We start from the raw sequence: 12,951 nt of genomic DNA, 5'->3' as shown, positions 1-12,951 counted from the left end.
TCATGGCGAGATCTCCGTAAGGGCCTGCGCGAGCCGCGCCAGGCCAGCGGCGTCGGGTGGCAGGCCAAAGCGCAAGGCGGCCGGGTCGGTGAAGAGGCGGACGAGGATGCCACGCTGGGCAAGCGCATGGTGGAGACGAGCCGCGGCAGGATGCAGGCAGTACTGGAACAGGTCCGTTCCTCCGGTGGGCAGCAAGCCGGCGGTAGCCAGCGTAGTGGCAAGTGACGCGCTCTCGCCGCGCAGGCGATCACGCATCGTGGCTTGCCAGGTCGTGTCACGCAGGGCACGGGTGACTGCGTAGCGCGTGGGACCCGATAGCGACCAGGGGCCAAGCCGTTCTTGAAGCGCGTCGAGCAAGGCCGGCCATGCGGCGACGAATCCGGCTCGTGCACCTGCCAATCCGAAGAATTTGCCCACGGAACGAAGCAGGATGAGACCTTCGCGCGGCTGCAAGAACAGCGCGGGCCACGTATCCCCAAACGCCTCATCGACGATCACCCACCGCTGCTCTTGTAGGAGCGACCTTGGGCGCGACCGGTCGTGGCAAAGAACAGCAGGCCGTGTGGTGTTTTCGCCAAGTGCGGTCGCGCCCAAGGTCGCTCCTACAGGGACACGCTCCGATGTCGGGTTGTTGGGGGAGATGAAGACGGTGACGTCGAATTCGTCTGCGCGCGCCAGGAGTTCATGCATCGGCAACAACGTCACGTCATGACCGGCTTCGCGCCACGCATACGCATGTTCCGCGTAGCCCGGTGAAAGCACGCCCACTCGCGAACGCAGCCGCAAGCGCGGCAGGGCCTGGATCGCGGCCTGGGTCCCTGCTACCGGTAGCAGATGCTCGCAGCCGTAATAGGCGCGTGCTGCGTCGAGCAGGTCATCCTCGTCTTCCGGTAGGCGATGCCATGCCTCGGTGGGTACCGGCGGCACCGGCCACGAGTGCGGGCTCACGCCGGTAGACAGGTCCAACCACGCCTCGCGAGGTATGCCGTACGCCGCAGCGGCACGGGCGAGGCGGCCGCCGTGCTCAAGCATGGATAGCTACGCCAATCAGCAACGCGACCACCAGCCACGCCACGACGCCACGATCAACGAGACATAGCGCTGCACGGATCGTCGCGGCATCGGGCGCGTCACCTTCGCCCAACGGCGGCCGATCCTGCCATTCACCGTGGTACGGCGCAGGCCCGCCCAGGGCGACCCGCAAGGCGCCCGCCCCTGCCGCCATCACGGGCCCGGCGTTCGGGCTCTTCCAGCCCGGGCCTTGCGCGCGCCAGCAACGCACGGCACTGTCGAAGTGGCCTACCGCGGCGTAGGTCAGTGCGGTCAACCTGGCAGGTACATAGCCAAGCACGTCATCGATGCGCGCGGCGGCCCAGCCGAAACGCAGGTAGCGTGGCGTGCGGTAGCCCCACATGGCGTCCAGCGTGTTGGCGAGGCGGAACAGCAGCGCGCCGGGCCCGCCGAGCAACGCAAACCAGAACAGCGCACCGAACACCGCGTCATGCCCATTCTCCAGCACGGATTCGGTGGCCGCACCGGCCACCTGCGCAGCGCTGAGCGCCGCGGTGTCGCGACTCACCATCCAGCCAACCGCGATACGCGCGGCAGCCAGATCGTCGCGGCCAAGAGCATCCGCAATCGGCCGCGCATGGTCGCCGAGGCTACGGCGGCCGATGGCGGCATAGAGCACCAGCGTATCGATGACGAAGACGGCCCATGCCGGAAGCAGCGCGCGCACGAGCAGCAAGGCCGCCAGCGGCACAAGCACGGCAAGGCACCATGTCAGTACCCCGGCACCCCGTGTATCGGCGTGCGCGTGGCGTTCGATCTTCGCCGCATAACGCCCGTAGCCCACCAGGGGATGAAATCGCCGCGGCTCCCCGAACATGGCATCCAGGCCCATGGCAAGCAGCATGGCCAGCGCGATGTTCACGGCAGGAACAGGCGTGCCGCGGCGTCGGGGTGGGAGGGGAAATAGAGGTGCACGAAGCTCGCCGTCATGCGCGCACGCCGATACACGGCTTCGGTCGTCGGGCCACCGTTCGGATTGGTCGCGTGCGTGAGCGGCTCCGCGTCGATCGATGCGCGGGCGTAGTGGAACGAGTGCCCGCGAAGATCGCCCTCGGGTAGCGCGACGGCCTGCATGCCGAGTGCGGTCATACGTGGCTGCACCATCGCGGTTCCACGCAGCAAGCCTGCCATGGGTGCAGCGTGGCCGTCACGATCGGCCAACTGGTCCAGCGCATAGAGCAAGCCGCCGCATTCCGCGAGCAACGGGCGGCCGGCATCGACATGCGCCCGCAGCGCATTGCGAAGATCGACGCGCGCCGCCAGGGTATCGAGGTGCAGTTCGGGATAGCCACCGGGGAGCCAGACGGCATCACAGGGCGGCAAGGCATCGCCTGCGAGAGGCGAGAAGAACGTGAGGCTTGCGCCTGCAGCGCGCAGCACATCGATGTTCGCCGGATAGAGGAAGGCGAATGCGGCATCGCGGGCGATGGCGATGCGTAGGCCGGCGAGCGACACCGTGGGCGCTGCGATCGTCGCGGGAGCGAAGGGGACCGGAGGCGGCAGGGATAGCGTGGAGCGTGCTTCCAGAGCATCGGCCAGGGCCTCAAGGCGGGCGTCGAGGTCTTCGAGTTCGTCTGCCGATACGAGGCCGAGGTGGCGTTCGGGTAGCGAGATGGGTCTTTCGCTGGAGCCATCGCGCGCAAGCGCGCTCCTACAGGGGGTAGTGTCGCGGGGCAAGGTGCCGTGCCATGCCAGGGAGGGCGGGAGGCTCTCGCGTAGGAGTTTGGCGTGATAGTCGCTGCCTACGCGGTTCGCGAAAACGCCCTGCACCGTAACGTCGCTGCGGTACGTCGCGAGACCGTGAGCCAGCGCACCGAAGGTCTGCGCCATCGCCGAACCATCGATGACCGCAAGCACGGGCAGGCCGAAGCGTGCGGCGAGATCGGCGCTCGATGGCGCACCATCGAACAAACCCATCACACCTTCGACAAGGATGAGGTCGGCCTCGCCGGCCGCCTGGTAAAGCTGCGCACGGACGTCATGCTCGCCGCCCATCCAGGCATCCAGCTGATAGACCGGCGAGCCGCTCGCGCGCGCGAGGATCATCGGGTCGAGGAAATCCGGCCCGGTCTTGAAAACCCTCACGCGCCTGCCGAGGCGCGCATGCGCCCGGGCGAGCGCGGCGGTGACACTGGTCTTGCCCTGCCCTGAGGCAGGCGCGGACACCAGCCATGCGGAACAGTGACGGGTCACAGTTCGATGCCCTTCTGTGCTTTGATACCCGCCTGGAACGCATGCTTGACCACACGCATCTCGGTCACCGTATCGGCGATGGCGACGAGCTCGTCGGGAGCGCCACGCCCGGTGATCGCCACGTGCTGCCGCTCGGGACGGGCCTGCAACGCGGTGATCACCCGATCGAGCGGGATATATGCCTTCACCAGGGCGATATTGAGTTCATCCAGCAAGATGTAATCGTAGGTGTCATCGCCGAGCATGCGCTCGGCGACGCCCCACGCCGCCATGGCGGCGGCGATATCGCGTTCCCGGTCCCGGGTTTCCCAGGTAAACCCTTCGCCCATCACGTGGTAATCCAGTTCATCACCTTCGAACCTGCGGAAGAAGGCCTCCTCCCCCGTGGAGAAGCTGCCCTTGATGAACTGTACGACACCACAGCGGAAGCCGTGGCCGAGCGAACGCGCCAGCATGCCGAAGCCGGACGAGCTCTTGCCCTTGCCGTTGCCAGTGTTCACCACCAACACGCCACGATCGATGGTGGCCCGGGCGATGCGCCGGTCCACCAGTTCCTTCTTGCGCTGGGCCCGGTCGCGATAGCGCGAGGCTTCGTCCATGTCGCCCCAGGCAGGTTTATCGCTCATGCGTGCGACGTACCGCTGTTGCCTTGACGCGGCAGGAAGCGGACCGCCACGGCATGCACCGCCTCCGCCGCCAGCACATACAGCGCAGCCGCGCGAACGAGCAGCGGCCCCCACTGCATAAAGCGCGCAAGGTATTCCGCCATATGCGGGTTCGGGTAACGACCGCCCAGCCAATAGAACGCACCATTCGACACGGCGTAACTCAGCGTGGCGCAGGCCACGATGCCGAGGAACACGAGACCGTACGACCGCAGCGAGCCATCGTAGCGCGGCGCCAGCAAGCGGCCGCCGTACCAGAGCACGGCGTACGCGAGCGGCATGAAGGAATACGCCACCGTGATGCAGAAGTCACTCACACCGGCGTAGCTCACCGAGTACCAGTCCACCAGAACGGACAACACCACAAACCCGATAAAGGCGAGATGTTTGCGCAAGTAAATACCGCCAAGGAAGAACAACGCCATCGAGGCATCAGGTAGGTGGAGCATGTCGCCGAAGTGATGGAAGCGGGTACCGATCATGATCACCGCAAACAGCGCGGCGATGGCAGCGAACGCGGGACGGGAAAGCGGTTTCATCAGGATTTCCTCCGGGGTGCGGATCAGGAACGCGGCTGGTAGCGCAACGTGAGCATCCAGTTGCGGCCGGGCTGGTTGAAGTAACGGGCGGTCTCGTAGTGGCGATCGAAGATGTTCTTCGCCGACAGTTCGACGTTCCATGCGGGATCGAGCGCATAGGCCATGCGCAGGTCGGTCAACGTGTAGCCGCCCAGACGGTGCAGGTTGGCGGCATCGTCGTAGCGGTAACCTGAGGCGAACACGCTGGCGCCGACGCTGAACGCACCGAACGAGCGATCGAGGTCCACATTACCGGTGCGCCGCGAACGGCGTGGCAAGAGGTTGCCATGGGATGCGTCGTCGCTATCGTCTTCCGGCGACAACCACGTGGCGTTGCCACCCAGGCGCCAGTCACCCAGCGTCGTATCCGCCGCCAGTTCCACGCCGCGGATGCGCGAACGGTCGATGTTGTTGGCGCCGCCGAAGGGGAACAGCGGGCCGGTCAGGCTGGAATCGAACACGATCAGGTGATCGATCCGGTTCTGAAAGGCATTCAACGACCAGTTGCCCCAGCCCGGCGTACCGCGCAGGCCGAGTTCCCAGTTACGCGAGGTTTCCGGCTGCAGGTCGGGGTTGCCGTAATCGGGGTAGTACAAGTCGTTGAATGTCGGCGCCTTGAACGCGGTGCCATAGCTGCCGGTGACGCGCAGTTCCTTCGTCAGCGCGTAGCCGTACTGCAGGCTACCCGTGGTCTTCCCGCCAAACTGGCTGTTTTCATCACGGCGCAGGCTGCCCTGGATCGAGCTATCGCCGAACTCCTGCTGCCACTGCGCGAACAGCGCGTGGTTGCGACGCGCGTCCACGAAGTAATCGGTGCTGCCGACCACACGGTCACGCTGCCAGTCGAAGCCGAGCGTGGCGAGACCATAAGCACCACCGACCTTGCCAAGATCCGCTTGCAACGACGCGAGGTCGCGATGCGTGTTGAACGTGTCGGCGTAAACGCCGTTCTCGTAGTCCGTGGATAGATCCAGGCTACGGCCGACATTCAACGTCACCAACGCGTCCTGTGACGGTCGGTAGCGAAGGCGCCCGCCGACGGTCTGCGTGGCCGACTCCGCGGAATTGCTACTGGTACCGTCGTAGTAGTTATGACCTTCGCTGCGCGTCGCGCTGGCGTCGGCATCCCATTGCTCGTCGAAGCGCCAGCCACCCTTCAGCGACAGCGCGTTGTTGCGGTAACCGTCAGCATCCGGCTCATACGTAAAGCAACCGCCACCACCCGGGCTCGGCTTGCCGCGGCAGGCGTTGATACCGTGGGTCTGGTCGTGGCTTGCTTCAACCGAATACCAGCCGTTGGTACCCCGCCCTGCGAACCCGGCGGAACCGCGCAGCGTGGACCAGCTGCCCACACCCACCGAGAAGTTCGGCACGAAACCGCCCTGCGGGTGACGGGTAAAGATCTGGATGACGCCACCGAGTGCATCCGAGCCATACAGGCTCGAATACGGACCACGGACGATTTCGATCCGCTCGATCTGGTCGACCGGAATGTCCTGGAACGCGGCGGTACCTGAGGTGGCCGAGCCGATCTTCACGCCATCGACCAGGACCAGCACGTGGTCGGATTCGGTGCCGCGCATGAAGACCGAGGTGGCCTTGCCGGGGCCGCCGTTGTTGGCGATGGATACGCCCGGCGTGGCACGCAGCAGGTCGGCCAGCGAGCGCGGCTGCAGGCGCTCGATATCGGCGCGGTCGATCACAGTGGAGGCCGAGAGCACCTGGTTGAGCGTCTGCTCGGTGCGGCTGGCGGTGACCACGACCTTGTCGAGGTCGGTGGAGGTCGAGGTCGAGGCAGCGTCATTGGCATGCGCGACGACAGGGGCGAGCACGGCGAACGCGATAGCGAGCGCAAGGCGGGATGAATAAAACGACACGTTGTAGTTCCCTGCTGGCCGCGCCTACCCGCGCGGCATTGGCTGCGAGGGACATGCGTGGGCAAGGAGCAAGCGACGGCGAACAGAGTCGGGCCACCCGCGACCAGGGCCCTCCGCCTGTCCGGTGATACCACGTGGGCCGGTCTCCGGGCTCGCGAGCGCAGGGTGTACCTGCAGGACTGGCGCCTTCCCATGCCGCACGCGGCACAGTGGCATTCGCCAGCCCTTCAACTCGCCTACCGTTGCGGGGGCAGCTCCGGAATGGCGCAGGCACGCGGCCTGCGGGTCACCGGATTCCCGTTTCAATCCGCGGCGCTGGCGCCTTGGATCACCCTGGGTGCGCGTAGTGTATCTGAACGGCGCTCGCGCCAGCGCAGGAAGGGACGTTCGACCAGGTAGTAGAGGGTGGCACCCACCAGAACGACGCCGATGACATGGGCCAGGAAGCGCAGCCAGGGATGGCTGTCCAGATGGCCACCCAGTACGGCCACCGTGAGCATGAAAGCGCCCTTGTGGCTCAGGTACAGGCTGTACGAGGCGCGGGCGAGCCAGCCGGCACCTGGGATCCGCAGCCGCGCCAGCCACGTGCCGCCACCCGCCATGCCGACGAAGCCGGCCATCGCGACGGCCACCAGGGGGTAGCCGAGCACGATGGGCCAGAAATCCGTGCGGTGATCGTCGAACAAGGCGATGGCGCAGCCCAGCAGCACGGCCGATATGGCCAGGACCACGCCGCCGCGGTGACGGAGCCGAGCCATCCATGTCGGGCGATATACCGCGCAGGCGGCCAGCGCGATGCCACCGACCAGGCCGTCGAGTCGCGCATACGTGGGGTAGTAGAGGTAATGCAGGTAGGCGGTCCAGTCCGGCTGGCCGGCGGCGACCGACGGCCCGAAGTACGCCTCCCACAACCAGGCGCGCAGGAGCATGCCACCCACCACGACCGCCGCGCACAGTGCCACGAAGCGCAGGGGCGTGGTCCAGCGCACGAGCCAGACGGCCAGCAGCGGGAAGACGAGATAGAAGTGCTCTTCCACGCACAGCGACCAGGCATGCGAGAACGCATAGCGCTCGCCGTCCGTATAGAGCAGGTTGAAGGTGAAGGTCAGGAACTGCCACACCGGCTGCATTAGCGGCGTCTCGCGCCATGCCGGCCACGTCACGTAAAGGCCGAGCACGACGAGGAAGGCGGGCAAGATGCGGAACGCCCGACGCATATAGAACGATCTAAAGTCGAGCGAGCCTTTGTCCCGTAGTGACGTGAATACCTGCGAGCCAATGAGGAAACCGCTGAGTACAAAAAACAGGTCCACACCCATCCAGCCGGCGTGTTCGAAAACGCCAAAGTTCTCGCCCAGGCCGCCGATAAGGTAACTGTGGAAGAGCATGACCCACACAATCGCGATGGCTCGCAGGGTGTCCAGTCCGGGCAGGCGAGTCATCGGGGTTTTCCTTAATGGGTTTGCGCGAGAGTGAAGAACGCATGCGGCGACCTTCGGGCCGGTTCATGGCGTTTTGGGGGCGAGGCGCCAGGCCGGTGGATCATCACGCCGGGCCGGTAGCGCCACGTTATGATCGAGGTGCGTTGGGCAGACCGGGGGGCTTGCCAGCGCAGAGGGGGAGATACCATGCCAATCGGAATCCTGTCGTCCGTGCCGGGGCACGCGCGCTCGTAAGAGCGTCGCCACGCACGGACGTGTTGCTACGTTTTTTGCGCCGGTGCCTGCCGGTGCTCAGCCTTCTCACACTGGCCATGCATGCCGGTGATAGCCGCGCTCAGCTGCGCATCGGCGAGAACCCCGAAACGACGCTGGCGGTTGCCGACGCCACGAAGACCTCCGACCATCCCGCTTTCCTGGCCACGCTGGACCGGCTCGCGCGTTCGCGCGAACAGCTGGCCGCCGCGCCGCGCATGCATCTGGCGTATCTCGAGGCCTGGCAACTGGCCTACGCCGGCGAGCCCACCCAGGCCAAGCCGCAGCTTGAACGCATCGCCGAAACATCGAACGACAAGGTCCTGCGGCTCCGCGCAACCGCCACGCTGGTCAACATCCTCGGTGCGGCCCATCGCTACGAGGAGGCCTTCATTCGCCTCGATGAGATGGTCGCGGCCCTGCCCCAGGTCGATGATCCCCATGCGCGATACCAGGCATTAGGCGAAGCGGCACGGATGCTGACGATGGCAGGCCAATACGATCTGGCCGCGGACTATGCCACGCACGCCGTGGAGATCGCAGATACGCCTTCGATCGCATGCAAGAGCAACGTCGTGAGCCTGCATGCCCTGTATCGCGGAGGTCGCATCGATCCGGACGACTCACGCTTCGTGCAGTGGGTGGCCGAATGTCAACGCGTGGGCGAGGTCCTCTCGGCGAATCAGCTGCGTGCTGACGTGGCGGACAGCGCGATCCACAAGGGTCAACCGCGCACCGCGATTACACTACTGGAGCACTATTACCCCTCCGTCTTGCGTGACGCGCAGCCCATGCAGGCAGCACAGTTCGACGCACTGCTGGCCCGCGCCTACCTCGACACGGGCAATACGGCGATGGCCGACCGCTTCGCGAATGCGGCTATCCGCGCCTCGGTGGCCGGGGAGTTCTCCGATCCACTGGTTTCCGCCACGGAAACCGCTTACCTCGCGGCGCGGAAACGCGGTGACTGGCGCGCAGCGACGATATGGCTCGAACGCCATGCCGAGGCAGACAAGGGCCGGCTCGACGACGTGAGTGCACGCGCGCTCGCTTACCAGATCGTGAGGCAGAAGCTCGCCGCGAGCCGCATGGAGACGGACGCGCTGGACAAGCAGAATCAGATCCTGCACCTGCAGCGCGAAGCGGATAGACACGATAGCGAGACGATCCACCTTTACTTGTTACTATCGCTGACCGTCACGGGTGCCATCGCGTTGTGGCTCATCCGCACCCGCCGGTCGCAGAAGCGCTTCATGCAGATGGCGCGTCACGACAGCCTCACCGGTATCAGCAACCGCCAGCACTTCGTGGACCAGTGCACGGCCGCCCTGGTCGAGGGGTCACGTACGGGGGAATCGATTGCGTTGGTGCTGTTCGATCTTGACCACTTCAAGCAGATCAACGACACCTACGGCCACGCCGAGGGCGACTGGGTATTGCTACGTGTCGTAGCCGAGTGCCGAGACCATCTCCGTGACCAGGATGTCATGGGGCGTCTGGGCGGTGAAGAATTCGCCGTACTCCTGCGCGATATGTCGCCCGCTCGGGCCGGCGAATGCGCCGAACGCATGCGTGCCGCCATCGGCGCACCGTCCGAAGAACACCGTACGATCGTCAGGGCCACGGCGAGCTTTGGTATCGCGAGCAGCACGGTATTCGGCTATGACCTCGACCGCCTGTTGATGAAGGCCGACGAGGCCATGTATACCGCCAAGGCCGCCGGCCGCGACCGGGTCGCCACCGCGACCCTGGCCACCGCCACCGTGTAGGAGCGCGCTTGCGCGCGATGGGGTTGCCGCAAGATCCATCGCGCGCAAGCGCGCTCCTACACGGTGGCGGTGTGGTGTAGGGCGGCCATCAGGGCATCGATGTAGGTGCGGCTGGCCCGGAGCGTCGTGCCGTCGCGAAGGCGGAGCACGGCGTCGCGATTGGGCCGGGGCAGTAGCTCGACAACCTGGTCGATGCGTACGATCGCTGAACGGTGGACGCGGAGGAATCGGGCCGGATCGAGCTTGCGCGAGAGTTCGTTCAGGGATTCACGCAGGAGGTGGCGCTGGCCGTTCGCGTGCAGTGCGGCGTAGTCGCCGTCGGCCTCGATCCAGGTCACTGCATCGACGTCGACGAACGCAAGGCGCGAACCGATACGGATAGCGAAGCGCTCGGCAGCCGCCGGGCGAGCATCACGGCCCAGTTTTCGGCGCACGCGCTCCAGCGCCTCGCCAAAGCGTTCATCGTCGATCGGTTTCAGCAGGTAATCGACCGCCTCAAGTTCGAAGGCGCGCACGGCGAAGCTATCGTGGGCCGTGAGGAACACCGCCAGCGGGCGTTCATCGCGGGGAATGGCCGCCAGGCCTTCCAGCCCGCTCATCCCAGGCATCTGCACATCGACGATCACGAGGTCTACGCGGTCATTGCGTAAGGCTGCAAGGCCGTAGCCGTCAGCGCACTGTTCGACCACGGTCACGTCGGCCTCCGCCTTCAGCCGAGATATCACGCCGCTGCGGGCCAGCGGCTCATCATCGATCACGGCGACGCGGATCACGCCACGGGCTCCATACCAACCTGGCCCAGGCTCCAGGGTAGGGAGATCCGCACAACCCAGCGACCACCTTCCGGCCCGGCGACGATCTGGTGGTTATCCGGATACAGGGCTTCCAGGCGCGCGCGGACGTTGGCCAACCCGACACCTGACGCGCCCGTGGAAGTACCCTCCATGTCATTCGCCACGCTAACCCACAGGTCGCGCCCATCGCGCTCAAAGCGGATGGTGATGGTGCCGGGTGCCGGGCGCGGCGCGATCCCGTGGCGCACGGCATTCTCCACGAGCGGTTGCAACAGCAGGTAAGGCACGCGCGCCTCCAGTGCTCCCGGCGCGGTAAAGGTCTCCACGCGCAACCGTTCGCCGAGACGGGCGATCTCTATATCAAGGTAGGCAGACGTGAGGGCGACTTCATCGGCCACGGTGTGCTCATGCCCTGCCCCATCTTCAAGCGTGGTGCGAAGGAAATCGCCCAGGCGCGCGATCATCCGTGTGGCATCGCGTGGACGATCGTCAGTCACCAGCGCGGAAATGGCGTTAAGCGTGTTGAACAGGAAATGCGGCTGCAACTGGTAGCGAAGGGCGCGCAGCTCCGCATCGCGTGCCGCCTGGCCCGCTTCACGAACCCGTTCGATCTCCAGTGCAAGCGCCGCGCGGTGCAACGCGATCGCCTGGAAACCACAGAACGCAATCAGCGCCAGCCAGCAGCCGTCGAGTCCGCCAAAGACCCACGCTGGACCCACCTGGGCCCGCATCTTCTCGCTGGCGATGAAGTACAGCGCGAGCAGGGCATTGGCCACCGACATGACATAGGTGACCGGAAGCAACACACCCGCCATGGCCCACCAGCCCGCGCCGCGCCGCCATAGCCAGCGCTGAAGCCAGCCGAGCGGAACGATCCAGAAAAGGTAGGCCACGGCATAGAACAGCCTGAACGCGAGCACGCGCTCATCGGCAAGGGCCGGCAGGCTCATCACCATCATGCAGCCCAGGATGGGTAGCCCTGCTACCCATGCCATGGCCGGCGACAGCGAGACGCTGCGGTCTACACGCATGGTTTCCTCGCCCGGTCCTCAGAAGTTCGAGGAGTAAATCATGGCGGCGATCTTCCAGCCATCGTCGGTGCGTACCATCTGCCAGGTTTCCGCGCCGCGATTCTGGATCTTGCCATCCAGGAGGAACTCGAAATCGAAGTAGACGATACCGACATTACCATCGGTTTCGATGCGCACATCGTGGAAGCGCTCTTCGAGCGAGTCCTTGCTGGATCCGACGAAGTCGGCGAATTTGCCCGGCGTGCTCGTATGGTAAGGGCCGGCATCCGGCTTCTTCGCCTTTACCTTCTTCAGGCTCTCGGCACCGAGCGCTTCGACCCAGCTGGCTTCAGGAATGAACAACGAACGCAAGGTCGTCGCATCGTGGGTCTTCAACGTCTCCTGGAACTGGCTGACGATTTTCTGGATGTCAGCCTTCGCGGCGTCAGCGGCGAAGGCCGGGCCGGAAGCCAGCGCGAGGGCGGCAAAGAAGGCAATCGCTTTCATGGGGTCGCTCCATTGGGGTGGCGCGAGCAGACCACGCACGCGACATCGCCGCCAGAGGTCTGGCGGCGAGCCGTTTGATCCAGGCGCCGGGACGTTTCACAACGGGCCGAGCCCCCACACGGCACCCTGTCCATCGGCAGGGTGCCGTGTGCTTAGTTAAGGCAGCCCGGCAAGCCGTCGTAGACGGACACGTTGGTCATGGGCAGCTTGGCGTGGAGTGGATCCTCACCCTTGGTGAGCTCGTAGAGCGATTCCACCGGCGTGTCCTTTGCGAGCAAGAGTTTGCACTTGAAGGTCTTGGCGGTGACCTGCACCGCGCCGGTTTTTGCGTTGATCGCGGCGTGGCTTCCAGCGAAGGTCCACAGGCACTGCTTGAGGGTGCCCTTGGTCGAATCGACCGAGCAACGCAGTTGTAGTGGGCGGAGGTTGGCGTAGTCGCCTTCACAGAAGGTGTCGCCGCAGACCTTGTCGAACCCGGCGACGAGCCGGGCTTCGGCTTCGAAGAAGCGATCCATGCCGGCTTCACTGGCGGGCCAGTCGGTGGCGTCGACGTAACGGTCGACCGACGGTACGGCGGCGAAGGCGGACGCCGACGCAGTGAGGAGCAGTGCAGCTAGGGTGGTGCGAAGCATCGTTGTGGCTCCGTGGTTGAGGAGCGTCCATTTCAACGATTTCGCGGTTCCGGGTATGTCCGTCGCCAGCGAGGCTCCGCGTAGCCTTTCATCTCGCCACTTTGTAGGAGCGCGCTTGCGCGCGATGGGGGTGCGGCAAGATCCATCGCGCGCAAGCGCGC

The 12,951-nt window shown here is 65.4% G+C and carries 11 protein-coding genes, 1 pseudogene and 1 riboswitch; of the genes and pseudogenes, 1 reads left to right on the top strand and 11 read right to left on the bottom strand.

Features of this window, described 5'->3' with window-relative positions; genetic code table 11:
- The 7 genes and pseudogenes from cobD to VGN46_RS19265 form a co-directional block, all read right to left on the bottom strand.
- Complete coding sequence (cobD, locus tag VGN46_RS19295; RefSeq protein ID WP_331646252.1) at positions 1 to 1,032, bottom strand: threonine-phosphate decarboxylase CobD; 1,032 nt, start codon at positions 1,030 to 1,032, stop codon at positions 1 to 3.
- Positions 1,025 to 1,915 carry an adenosylcobinamide-phosphate synthase CbiB gene (cbiB, locus tag VGN46_RS19290; protein ID WP_331646389.1) on the bottom strand — a complete coding sequence of 297 codons (891 nt, stop codon included), beginning with the start codon at positions 1,913 to 1,915 and terminating at the stop codon, positions 1,025 to 1,027. The genes cobD and cbiB overlap by 8 nt, the downstream gene beginning before the upstream one ends.
- 14 nt (positions 1,916 to 1,929) lie before the next feature.
- Positions 1,930 to 3,264, bottom strand: coding sequence for a cobyrinate a,c-diamide synthase (locus VGN46_RS19285; RefSeq protein WP_331646250.1), 1,335 nt, complete (start codon positions 3,262 to 3,264; stop codon positions 1,930 to 1,932).
- The gene (cobO, locus tag VGN46_RS19280) at positions 3,261 to 3,890 is read right to left on the bottom strand and encodes a cob(I)yrinic acid a,c-diamide adenosyltransferase (protein ID WP_414675280.1); all 630 of its coding nucleotides are present in this window, start codon (positions 3,888 to 3,890) and stop codon (positions 3,261 to 3,263) included. The genes VGN46_RS19285 and cobO overlap by 4 nt, the downstream gene beginning before the upstream one ends.
- Entirely contained in the window at positions 3,887 to 4,468 is a 582-nt protein-coding gene (locus VGN46_RS19275; protein ID WP_331646248.1) for a hypothetical protein, read from the bottom strand. The genes cobO and VGN46_RS19275 overlap by 4 nt, the downstream gene beginning before the upstream one ends.
- A 23-nt stretch (positions 4,469 to 4,491) precedes the next feature.
- Positions 4,492 to 6,384 (bottom strand): TonB-dependent vitamin B12 receptor, encoded by a 1,893-nt coding sequence (gene btuB, locus VGN46_RS19270; RefSeq protein ID WP_414675279.1) that lies wholly within the window; start codon positions 6,382 to 6,384, stop codon positions 4,492 to 4,494.
- Positions 6,385 to 6,504: 120 nt separating this feature from the next.
- Positions 6,505 to 6,735: riboswitch (cobalamin riboswitch) on the bottom strand.
- 107 nt (positions 6,736 to 6,842) lie between these two features.
- Positions 6,843 to 7,772: pseudogene (locus VGN46_RS19265) on the bottom strand (acyltransferase family protein); the annotation flags it as partial.
- Between the two features lie 341 nt (positions 7,773 to 8,113).
- On the opposite strand from VGN46_RS19265, the gene VGN46_RS19260 reads away from it, so the two are divergent.
- Positions 8,114 to 9,847, top strand: a complete 1,734-nt coding sequence (locus VGN46_RS19260) for a GGDEF domain-containing protein (RefSeq protein ID WP_331646246.1) — start codon at positions 8,114 to 8,116, stop codon at positions 9,845 to 9,847.
- A gap of 56 nt (positions 9,848 to 9,903) precedes the next feature.
- Here VGN46_RS19260 and VGN46_RS19255 read toward each other — a convergent pair whose 3' ends face one another.
- From VGN46_RS19255 to VGN46_RS19240, 4 genes are all read right to left on the bottom strand, one after another.
- Complete coding sequence (locus tag VGN46_RS19255) at positions 9,904 to 10,620, bottom strand: LytTR family DNA-binding domain-containing protein (RefSeq protein ID WP_331646244.1); 717 nt, start codon at positions 10,618 to 10,620, stop codon at positions 9,904 to 9,906.
- The gene (locus VGN46_RS19250; RefSeq protein ID WP_331646242.1) at positions 10,617 to 11,672 is read right to left on the bottom strand and encodes a sensor histidine kinase; all 1,056 of its coding nucleotides are present in this window, start codon (positions 11,670 to 11,672) and stop codon (positions 10,617 to 10,619) included. The genes VGN46_RS19255 and VGN46_RS19250 overlap by 4 nt, the downstream gene beginning before the upstream one ends.
- Positions 11,673 to 11,690: 18 nt before the next feature.
- Positions 11,691 to 12,158, bottom strand: a complete 468-nt coding sequence (locus VGN46_RS19245; protein ID WP_331646240.1) for a nuclear transport factor 2 family protein — start codon at positions 12,156 to 12,158, stop codon at positions 11,691 to 11,693.
- A gap of 152 nt (positions 12,159 to 12,310) precedes the next feature.
- Complete coding sequence (locus VGN46_RS19240) at positions 12,311 to 12,790, bottom strand: hypothetical protein (protein WP_331646238.1); 480 nt, start codon at positions 12,788 to 12,790, stop codon at positions 12,311 to 12,313.
- Between the last annotated feature and the right edge of the window lie 161 nt (positions 12,791 to 12,951).

The sequence above is a fragment of the Luteibacter sp. genome, from assembly GCF_036500425.1.
Taxonomy (GTDB): Bacteria; Pseudomonadota; Gammaproteobacteria; order Xanthomonadales; family Rhodanobacteraceae; genus Luteibacter.
The sequence above is the reverse complement of the archived record's forward strand: the minus strand, read 5'-3'. Positions and strand labels throughout refer to the sequence as shown.

What these genes read in the sequence shown, in the direction of transcription:
- cobD (WP_331646252.1), bottom strand. Translation starts at nt 1,032, where the DNA reads ATGCTTGAGCACGGCGGCCGCCTCGCCCGTGCCGCTGCGGCGTACGGC.
- cbiB (WP_331646389.1), bottom strand. Translation starts at nt 1,915, where the DNA reads ATGCTGCTTGCCATGGGCCTGGATGCCATGTTCGGGGAGCCGCGGCGA.
- cobO (WP_414675280.1), bottom strand. Translation starts at nt 3,890, where the DNA reads ATGAGCGATAAACCTGCCTGGGGCGACATGGACGAAGCCTCGCGCTAT.
- VGN46_RS19275 (WP_331646248.1), bottom strand. Translation starts at nt 4,468, where the DNA reads ATGAAACCGCTTTCCCGTCCCGCGTTCGCTGCCATCGCCGCGCTGTTT.
- VGN46_RS19250 (WP_331646242.1), bottom strand. Translation starts at nt 11,672, where the DNA reads ATGCGTGTAGACCGCAGCGTCTCGCTGTCGCCGGCCATGGCATGGGTA.
- VGN46_RS19245 (WP_331646240.1), bottom strand. Translation starts at nt 12,158, where the DNA reads ATGAAAGCGATTGCCTTCTTTGCCGCCCTCGCGCTGGCTTCCGGCCCG.
- VGN46_RS19240 (WP_331646238.1), bottom strand. Translation starts at nt 12,790, where the DNA reads ATGCTTCGCACCACCCTAGCTGCACTGCTCCTCACTGCGTCGGCGTCC.